The organism is Mycolicibacterium holsaticum DSM 44478 = JCM 12374, from assembly GCF_019645835.1.
Taxonomy (GTDB): Bacteria; Actinomycetota; Actinomycetes; order Mycobacteriales; family Mycobacteriaceae; genus Mycobacterium; species Mycobacterium holsaticum.
In genome coordinates this window covers 236,938-256,239 of sequence record NZ_CP080998.1, presented here as the reverse complement: position 1 = coordinate 256,239, position 19,302 = coordinate 236,938, and the positions used below count along the sequence as shown (strand labels likewise).

The following is a 19,302-nucleotide window of genomic DNA, read 5'->3' as shown; positions in this document are numbered from 1 at the left end:
GGTTGACGGTATGAGGGCGTTGATCATCACCGACGTGCAGAACGACTTCTGCGAGGGTGGTTCGCTGGAGGTTGCCGGTGGCAGCCAGGTAGCCCGCGACATCACCCGGCTCCTCGCCGACCGCTCCGGATACGCACACATCGTGGCCACCAAGGACTTTCACGTCGACCCGGGTGAGCACTTCTCCGATGACCCCGACTACACGGCGTCCTGGCCGCGGCACTGCGTCGCCGGAACCGCGGGCGCGGAGTTTCATCCCGAGCTCGACCCCACGGCCGTCGAAGCTGTGTTCCACAAAGGCCACCACACGGCGGCCTACAGCGGGTTCGAGGGCGTCGACGACGCAGGCACCCCGCTCGCCGACTGGCTGCGTCAGCGCGGGGTCGACGCGGTCGACATCGTCGGTATCGCGACCGACTACTGCGTGCTGGCCACCGCCAAAGACGCCGCCGCCGCCGGTTTCACCACCCGCGTGCTGCTGGATTACACCGCAGGCGTCGCACCGGATTCGAGCGCCAAGGCCGTCGACGAGATGCGCGCGGCGGACGTGCAGGTCAGCTAGCCACCGTGAGCCCTGCGGACCTCGTGCGCGGCGGCGACCATGTTGCGCAGCGATGCCCTCACCTCATCGGTCTTGCGGGTCTTGAGCCCGCAGTCCGGATTGACCCACAACCGTTCCGCTGGAACGGCTTGCAGCGCCTCCCGCAGCGACGTCACCATCTCTTCGACGCTGGGCACCCGTGGCGAGTGAATGTCGTAGACACCGGGCCCGACGCTGTTGGAGAAACCGATCGCGTTGAGGTCGTTCAGCACCTCCATGTGCGAGCGCGCCGCTTCGATCGAGGTGACGTCGGCGTCCAGATCGGCTATCGCGCCGATGATCTCACCGAACTCCGAATAGCACAGGTGGGTGTGGATCTGGGTGGTGTCGCTGACCCCCGATGTCGAAAGCCGGAACGCGTCCACGGCCCACTGCAGATACGCGTCCTTGTCCTTGGCGCGCAACGGCAACAGCTCCCGCAGGGCGGGCTCGTCGACCTGGACGATCGCGATACCGGCCGCCTGCAGATCGACCGTCTCGTCGCGGATCGCCAACGCGACCTGCGCCGCGGTCTGGGCCAGCGGCTGATCGTCGCGCACGAATGACCACGCCAGAATCGTCACCGGGCCGGTGAGCATGCCCTTGACCGGCTTGTCGGTCAGCGACTGCGCGTAGCTGATCCAGTCCACGGTCATCGGTTTGGGCCGCGCCACATCGCCGTACAGGATCGGCGGGCGTACGCAGCGGCTGCCGTAGGACTGCACCCAACCGTTCTGGGTCGCGAAGAAGCCGTCGAGTTGCTCGGCGAAGTACTGCACCATGTCGTTGCGCTCCGGCTCACCGTGCACCAGCACGTCGATGCCGAGGTCCTCCTGCAGCCGGATCACCTCGGCGATCTCGGCCTTCATCCGCCGCTCGTATTCGGCGCGGTCGATCGTGCCGGACCGCAGCTCGGCGCGGGCCACCCGAATGGCCGAGGTCTGCGGGTAGGAGCCGATGGTGGTCGTCGGCAGCACCGGCAACTTCAGTAGCTTTTGTTGGGCGGCACGGCGCGCCTCGGCCGGTCCCCGCGCCGTCCCGGACGCGGTGATCGAGGAGATCCGCGCCCGCACATCCCCGTTGGTGAGCCTGGGGTCGGACCGGCGCGATGCGATCGCGGCGTTGGAGGCGGCGACATCGGCCGAAATGGCCTCGCGTCCCGCATTGATTCCGCGCGCCAACGCCACCACCTCGGTGACCTTTTCGGAACCGAAGGCCAGCCAGCTGCGCAGGTCTGCGTCCAGCCCGTCCTCGACCTCCAGTGAATAGGGCACGTGCAGCGTCGAGCACGACGTCGAGACCGCCACATGGTCGGCCAGACCCAGCAGCGTCGCCAGCGTGCCCAGCGCCGACTGCAGGTTCGTCCGCCAGACATTGCGGCCGTCGACGACGCCGGCCACCAAGGTCTTTCCGGCCAGCTCGGGAACCGCGGCCACCGCGGAGACTCCCCCGGCGACGAGATCGACGCCGACCGCCTCCACCGGCGTGCGGGCCAGAGCGGGTAGCGCGTCGGTCAGCTCGCCGAAGTAGGTGGCCACGAAGAGCGCGGGCCGTTCGGTGACGCGACCCAGCGTTGTGTAGGTGCGCTGCGCCAACTCCGCGGTGTCGCCGAGGATGTCGGTGACCAGGGCGGGCTCGTCGAGTTGGACCCACGCTGCGCCGGCGTCGGCCAACTCGCCGAGCAGTTCGGCGTACACGGCGACCAGCTCGTCGAGACGTCCGATGGGAGCGCCGGCACCGCCGACGGCTTTGCACAGCGCCAGGAACGTGATCGGGCCGACGATGACCGGCCGGGCCGGGACGCCGAGCGCGGTGGCTTCTTTCAGCTCGGCCAGCACCTTGGCAGCGTTGAGCGCGAACCGGGTGTCCGGGCCGAGTTCGGGCACGATGTAGTGGTAGTTGGTGTCGAACCACTTGGTCATCTCGAGCGGGGCGACGTCCTCGTTGCCGCGGGCGGCCGCGAAGTAGCGGTCGAGTTCCTCCTCGATGCCGGCCACCCGAGAAGGTAACGCGCCCACCATCACCGCGGTGTCCAGCACGTGGTCGTAATAGGAGAACGTGTTCACCGGCACGGAGTCCAGACCGGCCGCGACGAGCGCCTCCCACGTGTCGCGGCGCAGCGTCGCGGCCACCGACTCGAGTTCGCTGCGGTCGCAGCCGCCGGCCCAGTACTTTTCGACGGCCCGTTTGAGCTCGCGGTTGGGGCCGATGCGGGGAGAGCCGAGGATGGTGGCGGTGAAAGGTGTTGCGGTCATGACGACGTCCTCTGTACGGCGGGATGGTCATCGCCAGGGGACGTGCACCGAATGCGGCTGCACCGCTTCGGCCACTGCCCATTCCGCGAGGCGATGCACCACCGGACGCGGCGCGTCCGGCACAGCCGGCAGGTCTTCGGACTCACAGGCACGCACCGAAGTGCCCCTACTGGCCGTCGCTTCCCAGCCCGGTGGGCCAGTGCTGTTAACGGCGGTCGTTCCTGTACACCGCTGCGGGACAGTCCCGGATTCTCACCGGGTTCCCTCTCGCCACGCACCCGTCAGAGGTACGTCGCTCGATGCCGACGCCAAACTGCAGCGCCGACAGACCAACTGCACTGCTCAGCCTATCCGACGACGGTTTCGGCCCGTCGAACGTGAGCTTGTGCACGAATCTGTCGCGGTTTTTCGAGCACAACTTCACGTTGGAGCGCCGCGATTGCGATACGCCGCGTTTGGGCATTCCCCGTATCGTCCCGTCAACTGATCACTGGAGCGTGCAATCTTGGAAGTCTGGCCCGGTAAGGCATATCCCCTCGGCGCCACCTACGACGGAACCGGCACCAACTTCGGCCTGTTCAGTGAGGTTGCCGACAAGGTGGAGCTGTGTCTGTTCGACGCAGACGGCACCGAGTCGCGAGTGACGCTGCCCGAGGTCGACGGGTTCGTCTGGCACGGCTTCATCCCGAACATCGAGCCCGGGCAACGCTACGGCTTCCGGGTGCACGGGCCCTACGACCCGGCCGAGGGACTGCGTTGCAACCCGAACAAGTTGCTGCTCGACCCGTATTCGAAGGCGATCGACGGCAACTTCGACTGGAACCAGTCGCTGTTCGGCTACACCTTCGGCGAACCCGACAGCCGCAACGACGACGACTCGGCGGCCGCCATGCCCAAGTCCGTCGTCATCAACCCGTTCTTCGACTGGGGCAGCGACCGCCCGCCCGGCTACGAGTACGCCGACAGCGTCATCTACGAAGCCCACGTCAAGGGCCTGACCCAGACGCATCCCGACATTCCCGAACAGATCCGCGGCACCTATGCCGCCGTCGCGCATCCGGCGATCATCGAGCACCTGACCTCGCTGGGGGTGACCGCGCTCGAACTGATGCCGGTGCACCATTTCGCGAACGATTCCACGCTGCTGGAGAAGGGCCTGACCAACTACTGGGGCTACAACACGATCGGCTTTTTCGCCCCCGACTCCAAGTACAGCTCCAGCCCCAACCCCGGCGGGCAGGTCCAGGAGTTCAAGGCGATGGTGCGCGCGCTGCACGAAGCCGGGATCGAGGTGCTGCTCGACGTGGTCTACAACCACACCGCCGAGGGCAACCACCTTGGGCCGACGGCCAGTTTTCGCGGCATCGACAACGCCGCCTACTACCGGCTGGTCGAGGACGACAAGCGCTACTACATGGACTACACCGGCACCGGCAACAGCCTCAACGTCGGGCATCCGCACTCACTGCAGCTGATCATGGATTCGCTGCGGTACTGGGTCACCGAGATGCACGTCGACGGGTTCCGGTTCGACCTGGCCTCCACACTGGCCCGGGAGTTCTACGATGTGGACCGGCTGTCGACGTTCTTCGAACTCGTCCAACAGGATCCGACGGTCAGCCAGGTCAAGCTGATCGCCGAACCGTGGGACGTCGGACCGGGGGGCTATCAGGTCGGCAACTTCCCGCCGCAGTGGACCGAGTGGAACGGCAAGTACCGCGACACCGTGCGCGACTACTGGCGCGGTGAGCCGGCGACCCTCGACGAGTTCGCCTACCGGCTGACCGGGTCGGCGGATCTCTACGAGCACACCGCGCGCAGGCCGGTCGCGTCGATCAACTTCGTCACCGCCCACGACGGCTTCACGCTGCGTGACCTGGTGTCCTACAACGAGAAGCACAACGAGGCGAACGGGGAGGACAACAACGACGGCGAGAGCCACAACCGGTCGTGGAACTGCGGCGCCGAGGGGCCGACCGACGACGCGGAGGTCAACGCGTTGCGGGCCCGCCAGCAGCGCAACTTCCTGGCCACCCTGTTGCTGTCTCAGGGCGTGCCGATGATCAGCCACGGCGACGAACTCGGCCGCACCCAGCAGGGCAACAACAACGTGTACTGCCAGGACAACGAGCTGTCCTGGATCGACTGGGAAAACGCGGACACCGAGTTGATGGAGTTCACCCGCACGGTGGCCGCCCTGCGCGCCGCACATCCGGTGTTCCGGCGCCGACGCTTCTTCTCCGGGGACACGGTGCGGCGGCGCGGCGGCGAGGGCCTGCCCGACATCGCCTGGCTGGCCCCCGACGGGTCGGAGATGAGCGACGAGGACTGGGACAGCGGGTTCGCCAAGTCGATCGCGGTGTACCTCAACGGTCAGGGCATCCCGTACCTGGACGTGCGGGGTCAGCGGGTGGTGGACGATTCATTCCTGCTGTGTTTCAACGCCCACCACGAGCCGATCGAGTTCGCGCTTCCGGCAAGGCACTTCGCCGCGGCTTGGCTGCCCGTCATCGACACCGCAGCCGACGACGACATCCAAGGGACCGAGGTGGCCGCGGGCGCGAAGGTCAGCGTCGGCGCGCGGTCGGTGCTGGTGCTGCACGCACCGACCGAATGACGCCGCAGGGCTATTCGACGACCGGGAAGATGGAGTCGCCGTCCTCCGGGGTGCCGTCGACGTCGCCCTCGGAGCGGCCGTGGCTGTCGGGGTCGATGTGGTCGACGTCGTCGGTGCCCTGCGCGGACGGCGCCGGTGACTGTTCGGGTCGTTCGGCGGCCAGCTTCTCGTCGAGCGACTCACCGTCGGGTTCGGCCGCGATGTGGTCGGCGGCGGCCCACTGATCCGGCGGGTCGACCACCTGGTCGCCGTCGTCGTTGCGGACGTCGTCGGAATCCATCGCCTCCATCGGGCGCAGGGTGTCCTCGACGCCGCCGGTGTCGTTGGCCGAGGCGTCGAACTCGGTGTTATCGGGTTGCACGCCCATCCGGTTGCCCACTGTGGGCGGTGTTAAACCGGCGTCGAAAGTGTTGTGCGCCAGCAGACTTCCACGTCAAACTCCACTTTCCGTACCAGCCTGTATGGTACGGTTCGAGCTGCAGCAACCGTGGCCGCCACGCTGGCACCATTTTTCATCATTCTGTGCCTCCGGTCGGGCGGGCCGGGGTGGGAGCCGACGAGCGGCGGCCCCTACCGGGCGGCCGCGGTTGCCACAAATGAATATATTCGTAAGTGTCAATTATCGGCGTATGCTGCCCCCATGACGGCGCCGACCGGTGCAGGTCGGCGGGTGACGGCCGACGACTGGATTCAGGCCGGTTTTGCGGTTCTCGCGGAGCGGGGCCCCGCCGCACTGCGAATCAGCAGATTGTGCGATCGACTTTCGGTCACCAAGGGCAGCTTCTACTGGCACTTCACCGATATGCAGGAGTACCGGGCCTCGTTGGCCAGCGCATGGGGCAACCTTCACGACGAACAACGGCGCCGGTTCGAGGGCACCGACGAGGCCGATCCGCGCAAGCGGTTGGCCGCGATGATGCAGACGCTGATGCGCCCCGAACACTGGGCGCTCGAACGCGCGATGCGGGTGTGGGCGCTCACCGATGAGGCGGTGCTGGCCAGCGTTCGGCGCAGCGACGCACGCGTGCGGTGCGCGGTGCGGCAGGCGTTCATCGACTACGGGTTCGAACCCGACGAGGCCGACCTGCGCTCCACGGTGTTGTTCGCCGCCGGGATCGGCCTACTGCACGAGTCGGTCTCCAACCAGGACATCGGCGCGCCGTGGCACGAACGCGTCGTCGACCTCATGCTGCGCAGCTAGCCTCGCGCCGACTCATCCCGCCCGCGCTTCCTGCCGCATCGCCTCGGCGGCCGCGCGCTCACCGGAGCGAACGGCGCCGTCGACCCATCCACACATGACGGCCGAGGTCTCGGTGCCCGCCCAGTGGATCCGGCCGCACGGTCGCCGCAGGGCCGGACCGAACCCGGTCAGCACACCGGGCGGCGCGTGGCTGATCATCCCGCCGCCGGAATACCGCTCGCGGGTCCAGATCTGCTCGATGTAGTCGACGGGTGAGTTCGCCTTCGGCCCGAAGCGCCCGGCCAACGCGTACACCACCCGCGCGCGGCGCTCCGTCGGCTCGGCGGCACACAACCGGCGGGCGTCGGGGCCCTCGGCGATCACGCACATCACCCCGGGCCGTCCGGTGTCCGTGCAGGCGTCGATGGTGACCGGCGCGGCCGTACCCGGCGCGGCCGACTGCCCGGACAGCCCGTCGGCCCGCCAGAACGGTTCGTCGTAGACCACGTGGATCTTGGCGATCGCCCCGCTGGGCATCCGCTGATGCAGCAGCATGCGGTCGGTCGGCAGCATCGGCTCGTACCGGATGTGGCCGGCGATCGCGATCGGCACGGCGACGATCACCCGGCGCGCCCGCACGGTCATATCCGGTGACCGCACGGTCACGCCGTCGTCGTCCTGGCCGATGTGATCGACGGGCTGGGACAGGTGCAGGCGATCCCCGACCGCCTCGGCCACCGGCCCGTACACCGCGCCCATGCCGCCGACGATGCGCGAATCCTGCGCGCCGCCCTCGACACCGAACACGAACGACGGCCCTCCGCCCGACGCCATCTGGTGCAGCACGTACAGCAGCGACGGCTCCGAGGTGTCGCTGGTGTAGGTGCCGCCGATCGCGGTTTCCAGGATCTCGCGTGCCGCGCCCGACCGCACGTTGCGATCCAGCCAGTGCCCGACGGAGATTTTGTCCCACCGCGCCGCCTTCTTGGCGGTCCACGGCTCTTCGAGCGGGATCCTCTTGCACATCGCGATGAGCTCGAGCATCGCGACGCCCAGGTTCAGCGACGCCCACGGGCTCAGCGACCGCGGAACGGTGCCGCGGTAACGGCACTGCTTACCGTCGACCAGCATCATCGCTTCGCCCGCGACGTACTGCTTGTAGCTCTTGACGCCGAACTCGCTCATCAGCGCGGCGATCCGGTCCTGGCCGGGGCCGATCCAGGCGCCGCCGCGGTCGATCCAGCTGCCGTCGTCGCGGACCTCGGTGAACGTGCGACCGCCGACCCGGTCGCGCGCCTCCAGCAAAACGACGGACCTGCCCGCCTGGTCGAGCCGCAGCGCGGCGGCCAGACCGGCAAACCCCGCCCCCACCACGCAATAATCTGCGGCAACGTCAATCACGACAATATCGTGATCCTCGCCGCTGCACCCCGTCGGGTTTTGGTTAACTTCTTCGCGGGCAATCCCGATACACCTACAAGATCGGGCCACAGTTAGGGAAATCGTGCGCAAACTCTTACAAGCGGTCGTGGCGCTGGCGGCCGTGGTGCTGGTGTCGGCGGGCCTCACCCAGATGCTCGCCCCCGACTCGGACAACACCCGCAGCGTGCCCGTCACCGAGACCGCCGCGGTGTCCTCGCTCGGATTCGCCGACTCGTGGCTGTGGTTCCTGTCGCCCGACGACGTGAACCGCCAACTGGACCTGATGGTCGACACCGGCGTGCGCAGCGCGCGGATCATGATGCCGTGGGCCGGTATCCAGCCCGCCCCGCAGGAGTGGAACTGGGGCCAGGCCGACCTCATCGTCAACGCCGCCAACGCGCGCGGCATCGCCGTCGTCGCGCTGCTGAACTCCACCCCCGGCTGGGCCACCGGCGGTGGACCCGCCGTCGCCGCACCGCCGGCGTCCGCGGAGGCGTTCGGGACGTTCGCGGGAACGATGGCCTCGCACTTCGCCGGGCGGGTCGCCGCATACGAGCTGTGGAACGAGCAGAACGCCGTGCAGTTCTGGGCCGGGCCGGCGGGTCCGCAGCCGGACCGGTTCGCCGGTCTGCTCAAGGCCGCCTACCCGGCGATCAAAGCGGCCGACCCCAACGCCACCGTGGTCGCGGGCGGGCTCAGCCCGACCATCAACTTCTTCTCGGTGACCATGAACCCGGTGACCTACGTCGAGCGGATGTACGCCGCAGGCGCCAAGGGGTTCTTCGACGCGCTGGCGTTCCATCCGTATCTGTTCACCAACAACGTCGAATCCCGCTTCTCCACGGGCGCCGCCAACTCGCCGCGCGGCCTGTACAACGCGCTGCGCCAGCAGATGGCGGCCAACGGTGACGGCGGCAAGCAGATCTGGGCCACCGAGTTCGGCGAGGCGACGTCGAAGGTCTCCGAGGCCACCCAGGCCGACCGCATCCGCGACTTCATCGTCTCGTGGCGCACTCTGGACGGCGCCGGACCCGCCTTCATCTACACCACCCGGGACCGCAGCACCGGCAGCGCCAACCCGCAGGACAACTACGGCGTGTACCGCACGGACTGGACGCCCAAGCCCGCCGCGGACGTCATGCGCAGCCTGGCCTGAGCCCGCTCAGCCCACGATCCTGGCGATCGACTTGAGCGGGATCGGCAGCCAGCTCGGGCGGTGTCGCGCCTCGTAGGCGGCTTCGTAGACGGCCTTGTCCAGCTCGTATGCCGCGAGCAGCGCCGCCGAATCGCGCGGGTCGGCGCCCGCCAACTCGGCATAGCCGTCGCAGAACGCGGCGGCGTTGCGGTCCACCCACTCGCGGGCGCGGGCGGCCAGCTGGCGGTCACGGTCCTCGGCGCCGGACTCCGAGGCCTGGTCCATCAGCCGTTGGTAGGCGGCGTATTCCAAGGACCGCAGGATCCCGGCGACGTCGCGCAGCGGGGAGTCGGCCCGGCGGCGCTCGTCGAGCGGCTGCCCGGGCTCGCCTTCGAAGTCGATCAGCAGCCAGCGTTCCGGGGTGCGCAACACCTGCCCGAGATGCAGGTCGCCGTGGATCCGCTGCACGGCGACCGGTTCGTCGGCGAGCTTGTGATAGCTCTCCTCGATCAGCGGAACATACTGGTGCAGTTCGGATATCGACTCCGCCGCTGCCCGCAGCCGCTTCACCATCGTGTCGGTCGGGAACACCGTCGTCGACGTGCCGAGCTCGTCGGCCAGCGTCGCGTGCACCGACGCGACGGCCTCGCCGAGCCGGTAGGACTCGGCGGCGAAGTCGCCGCCGACCTCATCGGCGTACAGGTCGCCCTCGGCGAACAGGTCACGGGTGCTGGTCATCGCCATGTTCCAGCCCTCGGCGGAGTTGGCGGCGAACTCGGCGACCATGCCCAGCGCATACGGTTGCCCGTCCCAGCGCGCCTCGTATGACCCCAGCAGCCGCGCCACGTGCGGGTTGCCCGCGGTGGCAAGCACCCGGTTCAGCTCGATGTCGGGGTTGATGCCCGGGGTGATGCGCCGAAAGATCTTGAGGATGGCACGCTCCTCGAACACCACACTGGTGTTGCTCTGTTCGGCGCTCGACAGTCGCGGCGCCGCGTCCAGCGGCAACTCGACGCCGGGTTCCTTGCTGAACCGGACGTCGCCGACCGTCGCCGAGGTGTCGATGAGCGCCAGCAGCGCCCGGGCTGCGGCCGGGTCGTACAGCGCGTCGTATCCGGTGCGCTCGCCGTCGTGGCCTGCCGAGCCGATGGTGGCGACGTTGAGGAACTCGGCGATCGGCCCGCCGCCTGCGTTGGCGGCGTCGTCCCAGCGCACGATCACCTGGTAGCGCTCGGCGGGGCCGCCGGTGTAGGACACCTCGAGCAGCATCAGCTCGAGGTCCAGCCCCGCAGCCGGATTAGCAATGTTGGGCAGCGCGACCACGACGGCGGGTTCGACGGACGCCAACTCGCGGTTGCGCCCGGCATACCACCGCTGCTGCGGTAGCCACTCATCGAACGGCAGGGTCATGGTTGGTCTTTCGGTTCGGGTTCGGGCGCACGCAGCGAGAACCAGTAGAACCCATGGCCGGGCAGGGTGAGCAGATACGGCAGCTGACCGATGGCCGGGAACTCGACGTATCCGGTCATCTCGATCGGCGTGTACCCGCTGTAGGCCTGCAGGTTCAGTTCGATGGGCTGCGGAAAGCGCGACAGGTTGTTCACGCAGAGCACCGTGTCTGTCCCGCCGTCCCGGCTGACCTCGCGCACGTAGGTCAGCACGGACGGGTTGGAGCCGCCCAGTTCGTGGAAGTCGCCGATGGCGAACGCCTCGTGACGGCGACGCACGGCCAGCATGGTCCGCGTCCAGTTCAGCAGCGAGTTCGAGATGTCGCGCTGGGCTTCGACGTTGACGGCCTGATATCCGTAGATCGCGTCCTGGTTGGGCGGCAGGTACAGCCGGCCCGGGGTGGCGGTGGAGAAACCGGCGTTGCGGTCCGGCGTCCACTGCATCGGGGTGCGCACCCCGTCACGGTCGCCGAGCCAGATGATGTCACCCATGCCGATCTCGTCGCCGTAGTACAGCATCGGCGAACCCGGCAGGCTCAGCAGCAGCGCGGTGAACAACTCGATCTGGTTGCGGTCGTTCTCCAGCAGCGGGGCCAGCCGTCGGCGGATGCCGACGTTGGCCTTCATCCGCGGATCCTTGGCGTACTCGGCGTACATGTAGTCGCGTTCTTCGTCGGTGACCATCTCCAGCGTCAACTCGTCGTGGTTACGCAGGAAGATCGCCCACTGCGCCAGTTCCGGGATGTCGGGGGTCTGCGCGAGGATCTCGCTGATCGGGAAGCGCGATTCCCGCCGCACCGCCATGAAAATCCGTGGCATCAGCGGAAAGTGGAACGCCATGTGGCATTCGTCGCCGCCGGTGTCGGGGTCGCCGAAGTACTGGACCACGTCGGCGGGCCACTGGTTGGCCTCGGCCAGCAGCACCCGCCCGGGATACTCGTCGTCGATCACCTTGCGGCAGTGCTTGAGAAACGCATGCGTCTCGGGGAGGTTCTCGCAGTTGGTCCCCTCCCGCTCGAACAGGTAGGGCACCGCGTCCAGCCGGAAACCGTCGATGCCGAGATCGAGCCAGAACCGCAGGACGTCGATCATCGCCTCCTGCACGGCCGGGTTGTCGTAGTTGAGGTCGGGCTGGTGAGAGAAGAACCGGTGCCAGTAGAACTGCCTGCGCACCGGGTCGAACGTCCAGTTGGACTCCTCGGTGTCGACGAAGATGATCCGCGCGTCGCGGTAGCGGTCGCTGGTGTCGCTCCACACGTAGAAGTCGCCGTACGGCCCGTCGGGGTCGCGCCGGGACTCCTGAAACCACGCATGGGAATCGGAGGTGTGGTTCATCACCAGGTCGGTGATGACTCGGATACCGCGGCGGTGCGCGGCGTCGAGCAGATCGACGAAGTCCTCCACGGTGCCGAACTCGGGAAGCACCTTGTAGAAGTCGCGGATGTCGTAGCCGCCGTCGCGCAGCGGGGAGTCGTAGAACGGCGGTAACCAAAGGCAGTCGACGCCAAGCCATTTGATGTAGTCGAGTTGTTCGGTCAGCCCGCGCAGATCACCGATGCCGTCGGCGTTGGAGTCGTAGAACGCCCGCACCAACACCTCGTAGAACACGGCGCGCTTGAACCACGTCCGGTCCTCGGGTAGCACCCGGGCGTGGCCGAAGTCGTCGGCGGTGGGGTGCTCGACGGTCCTACCGTCAGGACCCTCCTCGACATGGCTGCCGTGGGACGGGTCGTGTTCGTTGACACCGCTGCGCTGATCCATACAGATGTCAAACGTACCCACGTCCGCCGGAATTGAATCGGTGGCGTCAGCGGTATCGTGCCGAAGTGGCCCTTCGAGATCATGGCGACCTGGGCGATGCGCCCTCGGTCCCTCCCCCGCTGACCAAAGTCGTGAACGACGTTCGTCCTTCGGCCGCCGAGGAAGCGCGCACGATCGCCGCCTCCACCAACGCAGGCACGCTGGCCACGCTGACGGTCGACGGCGATCCGTGGGCATCGTTCGTGACCTACGGGCTGCTCGACGGCGCCCCGGTGCTGTGCGTCTCCAACCTCGCCGAGCACGGCCGCAACCTCGGCAACGACCCTCGGGCGAGCATCGCGATCGTCGCCCCCGACGCCGAGTCCGACCCGCTGGCCAGCGGCCGGGTCACCCTGGCGGGGGTGGCCGAGGTGCCGACGGGCGACGAACTGGCCGCCGCCCGCGACGCGCACCTGGCGGCCGTCGCGGCAGCCAAGTACTACATCGACTACAGCGACTTCACGCTGTGGGTGCTGCGGGTCAACCGGGTCCGCTGGGTCGGCGGGTACGGGCGGATGGACTCGGCGACCGGTGAGGCGTACGCCGCGGCCGAAGCCGATCCCGTCGCACCGCATGCGGCGGGCGCGGTCGCCCACCTCAACGCCGACCACGCCGACACGCTGGTCGCCATGGCCAAGGCGCTCGGCGGCTATCCGGACACCACCGCGGCGACCTGCACGGGCGCCGACCGCTACGGCCTGGACCTGCGGGTCACCACCGACCGCGGGGTGGCCTACACCCGGATCGGCTACGCCGAACCCCTCGATTCGGCCGACCAACTTCGCGCGGCCGCCGTGGAGTTGACCCGCCGGGCGCGCCAACCCTGAAATACCATCAGCCCATGTCATCGCGTCCCGACACCTGGCAGGCGGCGTTCGACCTCATCCGGACCCGCGGTTACGAACACCGCGCCGAGCCGTTCAGACTGGCCAGCGGTCAGCTCAGCCACGACTACATCGACGGGAAGTACGCGATCGACACCGGCGAGCGGTTGTCGATCGTCAGCCGCGCGGTGGCCGAGCTGGCCGCCGGTCACGGCATCGAGTTCGACGCGGTGGGCGGGCTCACGATGGGCGCCGACCCGCTGGCCCACGGTGTCGCGATGGTGACCGGCAAGGCGTGGTTCTCGGTGCGCAAGGAACAGAAACAGCGGGGCCGCGAACAGTGGATCGAAGGCACCCGCCTGCAGCCGGGCACCCGGGTGCTGCTGGTCGACGACGTGATCAGCACCGGCGGCTCCACCGAGATCGCGTTCGACCGGGTGACCGCCGTTGGTGCGGTCGTCGCAGGCGTCATCCCGATGGTGGACCGCGGCGACATCGCCGCCAAGCGCTTCGCCAAGCGCGGGGTGCCGTTCGTCGCGCTCGTCAGCTACCGCGACCTGGGTATCGAACCGGTCAAGGACGTCTAGCTTTCGCGCACCAGCGCCGCGATCACCGACCAGTACTTCTGCCGTTCGGCTTGCGGCATGTGCGGTGGAAACGAAACCGTCACCGGCCCAACATGTTTCAGCCCGCGCGGCACGGCGTACTGCGTTGCCTGCGCGGGGGTGGCAAAGGACTTGACCCGCAACGTGTCGGTGACGACGGACTGCGCGCACTGGGCGAGGTCGCACTCCTGGGCGGTGGTGTCGACCGGGTGCGGGGCGGCCAGCCCGGCGCGGCGCAGCGCACGGATCACCTCCTCGGCCGTCAGCGCCTGCGCGGGAGCGTTGCGCTCGGTGGAGGCGCCCAGCGGCTGACTGTCGGCCGAGTTGGTCGCAGGCGGTGGGCCGGCCGGCGGCGCGGGTTCGGCACACCCGCTGAGCGCCAGCAGCACCACCACCGCGGTCGCCGCGATGATCGTGCCGGGTGAACGTGTCATCTGCGCCCCTACGCCTGCGCCCGGCACTCTTCGATCGGCACCCGGATGTCGAGGTCGCCGAGCCGCTCGAAACCGAACGTCACGGCGACCGACGTGCCGGGCCGCGCGTCGGCGGTCAACCCCTCGAGTTCGATCGCCGGTTTTCCCTGGCGCTGCCCGAACGCCACCGAGGTGCCGGGCGCGATCTCGACGGGGTCCACCGGTGCGTACTGGACGACGTCGGCGGCGGCCGTGGACACCTCGAGCAACCGCTCGATTCCGCTCGACCGGTGGTTGGTGACGGTGAACCGCAGGTCGGCCTGCCCGCCCACCGAAATCGAGCACCGCCCCGGGATGAACTCGGGCACGATGGCGGCGTTTTCCACGGCGGTTGCGGAGCCCGGTGGGCCGGGCCGATCCTGCGCGCAGCCGGCCACGGCGATCAGCATCGTGGCACCCGTTGCGCACAGCGCACGTGACGTCGCCTGCCCGCGCACGTCGGCCCTACCATGACCCGGAAATCTTGCCGGCCGGTTCCAGTTGCGGCGACGCAATCCTTGTCGGCAGGATCCTCGGTATGACTTCAGTACCCGGCGCCCCGGCAGACGGCGACGAGAACGCGTTGGCCGGCCAGGCCGACGAGGTGTTGCGCGCCTCGCGGGCGATCATCGGCATCGTGGCGGCCTCACTGGCCGGCATCGAGGAGGTCGTCACCGTGCCCCAGCTGCGTGTGCTGGTGATGGTGCACACCCGGGGCCCGCTGAACCTCGCGGCGGTGGCGGCCGGGCTCGCGGTCAACCCGTCCAATGCCAGCCGGACCTGCGACCGGCTCATCCACGCCGGGCTGCTCGACCGGCGTGAATCGGCCGTCGATCGGCGCAACATCACGTTGACCTTGACCCCGGCCGGGCAGCGGTTGGTCGACAAGGTGACCAAACGGCGGCGCAAAGAGATCGAGCGGGTGCTTCGGACGATGACGCCGGGTGAGCGCAAGGCCGTCGGCGCGGCGATGGCGGCGTTCGCCTCGGCAGCCGGTGAGCCGGCGGACGACGCGCGGGTTCTCGCGTTGATGTGGCCCCCGACGACCTGAGTCATACGTCTGTGATACCCACATCCGTTGCTGAGACGCAAGCGTTTCGCTGCTAAGCGGGTACCACCAGCACGCCCGCGGACTCGACCCCGACCGTCACCGGGTCACCGGGCGCGAACGCCCGCGCCGCCGAGCTGGTCAGCTGGGCGCTGACCACCGGGCCGTCGGGCAGCCGGAGATACACCCGGGAGGTGGGCCCGAGGAAGGCCACCGACGTGACCGCGGCCGCGCCCGCAAGGTCCGCGGTGACGGTGATCGACTCGGGACGCACCAGCGCCATCCCGGCGCCAGAGGCGACCGAACCGGGCAGGGCCGGCACCGACGCGCCGAGCAGGCGTGCCCTGCCGTTCGACACCCGGGCGGGCACCTTGTTGGTGAGCCCGACGAACTCGGCGACGAACGGCGTCGACGGGTTCGCGTACACGTCGGCAGGCGGGGCGAGCTGTTCGAGCCTGCCGTGGCTCATCACGCCGACCCGGTCGGCGATGGCCAGCGCCTCCTCCTGGTCGTGGGTGACGAACAACGTCGTCGTGCCGATTTCGAGTTGCACCCGGCGGATCTCGTCGCGCAGCACGGCGCGCACCTTGGCGTCCAGCGCCGAGAGCGGTTCGTCTAGCAGCAGCACCCGGGGCGCGATGGCCAGCGCGCGGGCCAGCGCGACGCGCTGCTGCTGGCCACCGGACAGTTCGTCGGTGAACTTGTCGCGGTGTTGCCCCAACCCCACCATGTCGAGCATTTCGGCGGCCCGGGAACGCTGTCGGCCCTTGGACCTTCCGCGCATCTTGAGCCCGAACGCGACGTTGTCGAGCACGGTCAGATGGGGAAACAGGCTGTAGGCCTGAAACACCATGCCGATGTCGCGTTTGTTGGCGGGCACGTTGCCGATGTCGCGTCCGTCGACGGCCACCGTGCCCGACGTGGCGTCGTCCAGGCCGGCGAGGATGCGCAGCGCGGTGGTCTTACCGCAGCCCGACGGGCCGAGCAGCGCGACGAGTTCTCCTGGTTCGATGTGCAGGGTGAAGCCGTCGAGTGCCTTGACCGCGCCGTAGCTGCGGGTGACGTCGGTGAAGTCGACCGAGACGCTCATGGCAGCACTCCTTCGACGCGTCGTCGGCCCCTGGTGACAAGCGAAAGCACCAGCAGCAGAACAAAACCCAGGACCAACACGGCCAGCGACGCGGCCACCGAGGTCGGGCCGTCGCTCTTGCCGATGGCCACGATGGCCACCTGCAACGTCTCGTACCCCGACAGCGACGCGATGGTGTACTCGCCGAGCACCACCGCGATGGAGATGAACGCCGCGGACAAGATCCCCGACCAGATGTTGGGCACCACCACCCGCAGGATCGTCGTGGTCCACCCGGCGCCCAGCGATCGGGCCGCCTCGGTGAGCGTGCGCAGGTCGATCGCCGACAGCGCCGCGTCCAACGCGCGGTAGGCGAACGGCAACACCAGCACGGTGTACACGAACGTCAACGTCAGCGCCGATTCGCCGAGGAAGTACGTCACCCACAGGTACACGTTGCGCAGGCCGACGACGATCACCAGCGCCGGGATCGTCAACGGCAGCAGGCACAGGAATTCGACCATGCCCTTGGCCCACCGGGCGCGCAGCCGCACCCAGATCATCGTCGGCACCAGCAGCACCAGCATCGCCGCGACGGTGAAAACGGCCAGCAGCAGCGAGATCACGATGGCCGAGTACAGCGCGTCGTCGGTCACCAGGTTGGCCCACGCGCGCATGGTGCGCCCGCCTGCGATGAGGTCACGCGTGGAGAAGTCGGCCATCGCGTAGAGCGGAAAGCCGAAGAACGCCACGAACAACACCCAGAGCATCGCCCGAATCATCCTGCGCGACAATGTGCTCCGGTTCATCGCAGCCACCGCGCGGTGCGTCGCACCAGCATGTTGTAGGCCGCCATCACCACTGCCACCACCACGATCATCTCCAGCGCCAGCGCGTAGGCGAACCCGGCCTGGCCCAGCACCACCTCGCTGGTCAGCGCCGCCCGGATCAGCAGCGGCACGATCGGGCTGCCCTGGCTGACCAGCGCGGCCGCCGTCGCATACGCGGCAAATGCGTTGGCGAACAACAACAGCGCCGACCCGAGAAATGCCGGCGTCAGCAACGGCGCGGCCACCTCGCGCAGATACTGCCACCGAGAGGCCCCCAGGCTCACCGCCGCTTCCCGCCACTGCACCCGCAGACCTTCCAGCGCGGGCAGGAACACCAGCACCATCAGCGGTATCTGGAAATAGGAGTAGACCAGGATCAGCCCGCTCAGGCTGTACAGCCAGCCCGAGCCGGCCAGGTTCCATCCGAACGCCTGCTGCAGCCACAGCGTCAGCACCCCGTTGAGGCCCACCGTCGCCAGAAACGCGAACGCCAGTGCCACCCCACCGAATTGGGCCAGCACGCTGCACACCGAGAGCACCGCGCGACGCACCATCGAGGTGGCCGGACTGCTGAGGATCAACCAAGCCAGCAGCGTGCCGAACACCGCCCCGATGATCGCCGTGGTGGCCGACAGCGCCACGCTCTTGGACAGCGCGGCCAGCGCCGCGCCGGAGAACAGCGCGTGGATCTGCTCGAGCGAGAACGCCCCGTCGGGAAAGAACGCGTTGACGATCACCGTCACCGTCGGGATGAGCAGAAACGTCACCACGATCGCCAGAAACGGCAACAGCGGTAGCGCCTCGCGCAACCGCCGGTGTAGTGCTGATCCCGGCATCGGCGAAGATCAGCCGATCGCGGCGGCCCAGTGCTCGGCCAGATAGGCGGTGGCCTTCTCGGTCTCATCGGGGCTCGGCACGGTGACCGGGCCGTCGATGATCGGCAGGCTGGCGGCCGCGGCCTTGTCGAGGGTGCCGTCGGTCATCATGTTGTCGGCGCGCACCGGGCGCACCCCGCCCGCGGCGAACAAGTTCTGGCCCTCGTCGCTGTAGAGGAACTCCTCCCAGAGCCGGGCGGCGGCCGGATGCGGGGCGTCCTTGTTGATGGCCTGGTAGTAGAACCCGGCCACGGCATAGTCCGGCGGGACGAAGACCCGCCAAGACGGCACCTTCTGGGTCTGCACGGCGTTGAGGTAGTTCCAGTCGATGACCACGGGCGTCTGGCCCGACGCGATGGTGGCGGGCGTCGGGTCCACCGGCAGGAAGTTGCCCGCCTCGGCCAGCTTGCGGAAGAACTCGACGCCCGGGGCGATGTCGTCGACCGAACCGCCCTGCGACAGCGCGACCATCAGCACTCCGGAGTAGGCCGCCCCGGCCTGGGTGGGGTCGCCGTTGAGCGCGACCTTGCCCCGGAACTCCGGCTTGAGCAGGTCCTCGATGCTGGTGACATCGGGAACCTTGGCGGAGTCGTAGCCGATCGACATGTAGCCGCCGTAGTCGTTCACCCAGGTGCCGTCGCGGTCCTTGTAGGCCGCCGGGATGTCGTCGAACGTGGCGACCCGGTACGGCGCGAACATCGAGGTGTTGGCGAGCGCCACCGCCTGCCCGAGGTCGAAGACGTCGGGCGCGGTGCTCTTGCCCTTCTGCTGGGTGGCCGCGTTGATCTCCTCCTGGCTGGAGGCGTTGGGCTGCATGGAGTTCACCTTGATGCCGTACTTGTCGGTGAACCTCTGGATTATGGTGCCGAAGTTGGCCCAATCATCGGGTACCGCAATGACATTGAGCTCGCCCTCTTTCTTGGCGGCTTCGACGAGCCCGTCCATGCCGCCGAAATCCTGCGCCGAGGTGGCCTCGCCGGCCTTGACCCCGGACTGCGTCTGCTCCCCTGCGCTGTCCTTCTGCGGTGGGGCGCAGGCCGCCGCGCCGACGAGCAGGAGCGCGGACGCGGTGATGGCGGCCAGACGTGACTTCATCGTTCCTTCCGAGGGTCGGGTGAGCGCGCTCGCACCCTACCGCGCGCACCTTGGGGCGGTGGTGTGC

18 protein-coding genes and 1 riboswitch are annotated in these 19,302 nt (G+C 68.5%); of the genes, 7 read left to right on the top strand and 11 right to left on the bottom strand.

Annotated elements, in window-relative coordinates:
* The first annotated feature begins 10 nt into the window (after nucleotides 1-10).
* Nucleotides 11-562 carry an isochorismatase family protein gene (locus tag K3U96_RS01265; RefSeq protein ID WP_220691816.1) on the top strand — a complete coding sequence of 184 codons (552 nt, stop codon included), beginning with the start codon at nucleotides 11-13 and terminating at the stop codon, nucleotides 560-562.
* Here K3U96_RS01265 and metE read toward each other — a convergent pair.
* Nucleotides 559-2,835 carry a 5-methyltetrahydropteroyltriglutamate--homocysteine S-methyltransferase gene (metE, locus tag K3U96_RS01260; RefSeq protein WP_220691815.1) on the bottom strand — a complete coding sequence of 759 codons (2,277 nt, stop codon included), beginning with the start codon at nucleotides 2,833-2,835 and terminating at the stop codon, nucleotides 559-561. The genes K3U96_RS01265 and metE overlap by 4 nt on opposite strands.
* A gap of 110 nt (nucleotides 2,836-2,945) precedes the next feature.
* A riboswitch (cobalamin riboswitch) is annotated at nucleotides 2,946-3,154 on the bottom strand.
* A gap of 186 nt (nucleotides 3,155-3,340) precedes the next feature.
* On the opposite strand from metE, the gene glgX reads away from it, so the two are divergent.
* The gene (gene glgX / locus K3U96_RS01255; RefSeq protein ID WP_230982329.1) at nucleotides 3,341-5,452 is read left to right on the top strand and encodes a glycogen debranching protein GlgX; all 2,112 of its coding nucleotides are present in this window, start codon (nucleotides 3,341-3,343) and stop codon (nucleotides 5,450-5,452) included.
* Between the two features lie 10 nt (nucleotides 5,453-5,462).
* On the opposite strand, the gene K3U96_RS01250 is transcribed toward glgX, so the two are convergent.
* Nucleotides 5,463-5,819: a hypothetical protein gene (locus K3U96_RS01250; RefSeq protein WP_220691814.1), complete on the bottom strand. Its 357-nt coding sequence runs from the start codon at nucleotides 5,817-5,819 to the stop codon at nucleotides 5,463-5,465.
* A gap of 273 nt (nucleotides 5,820-6,092) precedes the next feature.
* On the opposite strand from K3U96_RS01250, the gene K3U96_RS01245 reads away from it, so the two are divergent.
* A complete protein-coding gene (locus K3U96_RS01245) occupies nucleotides 6,093-6,653 on the top strand; it encodes a TetR/AcrR family transcriptional regulator (RefSeq protein WP_220691813.1) in 561 nt (186 codons plus the stop codon).
* Nucleotides 6,654-6,665: 12 nt separating this feature from the next.
* Here K3U96_RS01245 and K3U96_RS01240 read toward each other — a convergent pair whose 3' ends face one another.
* A complete protein-coding gene (locus K3U96_RS01240) occupies nucleotides 6,666-8,033 on the bottom strand; it encodes a flavin monoamine oxidase family protein (RefSeq protein ID WP_220691812.1) in 1,368 nt (455 codons plus the stop codon).
* 103 nt (nucleotides 8,034-8,136) lie between these two features.
* Here K3U96_RS01240 and K3U96_RS01235 point away from each other — a divergent pair, with 103 nt between their 5' ends.
* Complete coding sequence (locus tag K3U96_RS01235; RefSeq protein WP_220691811.1) at nucleotides 8,137-9,210, top strand: cellulase family glycosylhydrolase; 1,074 nt, start codon at nucleotides 8,137-8,139, stop codon at nucleotides 9,208-9,210.
* Nucleotides 9,211-9,216: 6 nt separating this feature from the next.
* Here K3U96_RS01235 and K3U96_RS01230 read toward each other — a convergent pair whose 3' ends face one another.
* Nucleotides 9,217-10,599: a maltokinase N-terminal cap-like domain-containing protein gene (locus tag K3U96_RS01230; RefSeq protein WP_069405142.1), complete on the bottom strand. Its 1,383-nt coding sequence runs from the start codon at nucleotides 10,597-10,599 to the stop codon at nucleotides 9,217-9,219.
* On the bottom strand, nucleotides 10,596-12,398 hold the full coding sequence (gene treS / locus K3U96_RS01225; protein WP_220691810.1) for a maltose alpha-D-glucosyltransferase: 1,803 nt from the start codon (nucleotides 12,396-12,398) through the stop codon (nucleotides 10,596-10,598). The genes K3U96_RS01230 and treS overlap by 4 nt, the downstream gene beginning before the upstream one ends.
* Nucleotides 12,399-12,463: 65 nt before the next feature.
* Here treS and K3U96_RS01220 point away from each other — a divergent pair, with 65 nt between their 5' ends.
* Together K3U96_RS01220 and pyrE are read left to right on the top strand one after the other, a co-directional pair.
* Nucleotides 12,464-13,264, top strand: a complete 801-nt coding sequence (locus K3U96_RS01220) for a HugZ family pyridoxamine 5'-phosphate oxidase (RefSeq protein ID WP_220691809.1) — start codon at nucleotides 12,464-12,466, stop codon at nucleotides 13,262-13,264.
* Nucleotides 13,265-13,278: 14 nt separating this feature from the next.
* Nucleotides 13,279-13,848, top strand: a complete 570-nt coding sequence (gene pyrE, locus K3U96_RS01215; RefSeq protein WP_069405139.1) for an orotate phosphoribosyltransferase — start codon at nucleotides 13,279-13,281, stop codon at nucleotides 13,846-13,848.
* On the opposite strand, the gene K3U96_RS01210 is transcribed toward pyrE, so the two are convergent.
* Nucleotides 13,845-14,300, bottom strand: coding sequence for a hypothetical protein (locus K3U96_RS01210; protein ID WP_220691808.1), 456 nt, complete (start codon nucleotides 14,298-14,300; stop codon nucleotides 13,845-13,847). The genes pyrE and K3U96_RS01210 overlap by 4 nt on opposite strands.
* Nucleotides 14,301-14,308: 8 nt before the next feature.
* A complete protein-coding gene (locus K3U96_RS01205) occupies nucleotides 14,309-14,728 on the bottom strand; it encodes a copper chaperone PCu(A)C domain-containing protein (RefSeq protein ID WP_220691807.1) in 420 nt (139 codons plus the stop codon).
* 128 nt (nucleotides 14,729-14,856) lie between these two features.
* On the opposite strand from K3U96_RS01205, the gene K3U96_RS01200 reads away from it, so the two are divergent.
* Complete coding sequence (locus K3U96_RS01200) at nucleotides 14,857-15,369, top strand: MarR family winged helix-turn-helix transcriptional regulator (protein ID WP_069405136.1); 513 nt, start codon at nucleotides 14,857-14,859, stop codon at nucleotides 15,367-15,369.
* 52 nt (nucleotides 15,370-15,421) lie between these two features.
* On the opposite strand, the gene K3U96_RS01195 is transcribed toward K3U96_RS01200, so the two are convergent.
* Genes K3U96_RS01195 through K3U96_RS01180 form a run of 4 tightly spaced genes read right to left on the bottom strand, consistent with a single transcriptional unit; the run spans nucleotide 15,422 to nucleotide 19,235 of the window.
* Nucleotides 15,422-16,456, bottom strand: coding sequence for an ABC transporter ATP-binding protein (locus tag K3U96_RS01195; RefSeq protein ID WP_220691806.1), 1,035 nt, complete (start codon nucleotides 16,454-16,456; stop codon nucleotides 15,422-15,424).
* A complete protein-coding gene (locus K3U96_RS01190) occupies nucleotides 16,453-17,244 on the bottom strand; it encodes an ABC transporter permease (protein ID WP_220691805.1) in 792 nt (263 codons plus the stop codon). Before K3U96_RS01190 ends, K3U96_RS01195 begins: the two co-directional genes overlap by 4 nt.
* Entirely contained in the window at nucleotides 17,241-18,101 is an 861-nt protein-coding gene (locus tag K3U96_RS01185) for an ABC transporter permease (protein WP_220691804.1), read from the bottom strand. The genes K3U96_RS01190 and K3U96_RS01185 overlap by 4 nt, the downstream gene beginning before the upstream one ends.
* A 9-nt stretch (nucleotides 18,102-18,110) precedes the next feature.
* On the bottom strand, nucleotides 18,111-19,235 hold the full coding sequence (locus K3U96_RS01180) for an ABC transporter substrate-binding protein (protein ID WP_069405132.1): 1,125 nt from the start codon (nucleotides 19,233-19,235) through the stop codon (nucleotides 18,111-18,113).
* Nucleotides 19,236-19,302: the final 67 nt, after the last annotated feature.

What these genes read in the sequence shown, in the direction of transcription:
- K3U96_RS01265 (WP_220691816.1), top strand. Translation starts at nt 11, where the DNA reads ATGAGGGCGTTGATCATCACCGACGTGCAGAACGACTTCTGCGAGGGT.
- metE (WP_220691815.1), bottom strand. Translation starts at nt 2,835, where the DNA reads ATGACCGCAACACCTTTCACCGCCACCATCCTCGGCTCTCCCCGCATC.
- K3U96_RS01250 (WP_220691814.1), bottom strand. Translation starts at nt 5,819, where the DNA reads ATGGGCGTGCAACCCGATAACACCGAGTTCGACGCCTCGGCCAACGAC.
- K3U96_RS01245 (WP_220691813.1), top strand. Translation starts at nt 6,093, where the DNA reads ATGACGGCGCCGACCGGTGCAGGTCGGCGGGTGACGGCCGACGACTGG.
- K3U96_RS01230 (WP_069405142.1), bottom strand. Translation starts at nt 10,599, where the DNA reads ATGACCCTGCCGTTCGATGAGTGGCTACCGCAGCAGCGGTGGTATGCC.
- treS (WP_220691810.1), bottom strand. Translation starts at nt 12,398, where the DNA reads ATGGATCAGCGCAGCGGTGTCAACGAACACGACCCGTCCCACGGCAGC.
- pyrE (WP_069405139.1), top strand. Translation starts at nt 13,279, where the DNA reads ATGTCATCGCGTCCCGACACCTGGCAGGCGGCGTTCGACCTCATCCGG.
- K3U96_RS01210 (WP_220691808.1), bottom strand. Translation starts at nt 14,300, where the DNA reads ATGACACGTTCACCCGGCACGATCATCGCGGCGACCGCGGTGGTGGTG.
- K3U96_RS01205 (WP_220691807.1), bottom strand. Translation starts at nt 14,728, where the DNA reads ATGCTGATCGCCGTGGCCGGCTGCGCGCAGGATCGGCCCGGCCCACCG.
- K3U96_RS01200 (WP_069405136.1), top strand. Translation starts at nt 14,857, where the DNA reads ATGACTTCAGTACCCGGCGCCCCGGCAGACGGCGACGAGAACGCGTTG.
- K3U96_RS01195 (WP_220691806.1), bottom strand. Translation starts at nt 16,456, where the DNA reads ATGAGCGTCTCGGTCGACTTCACCGACGTCACCCGCAGCTACGGCGCG.
- K3U96_RS01190 (WP_220691805.1), bottom strand. Translation starts at nt 17,244, where the DNA reads ATGAACCGGAGCACATTGTCGCGCAGGATGATTCGGGCGATGCTCTGG.
- K3U96_RS01185 (WP_220691804.1), bottom strand. Translation starts at nt 18,101, where the DNA reads ATGCCGGGATCAGCACTACACCGGCGGTTGCGCGAGGCGCTACCGCTG.
- K3U96_RS01180 (WP_069405132.1), bottom strand. Translation starts at nt 19,235, where the DNA reads ATGAAGTCACGTCTGGCCGCCATCACCGCGTCCGCGCTCCTGCTCGTC.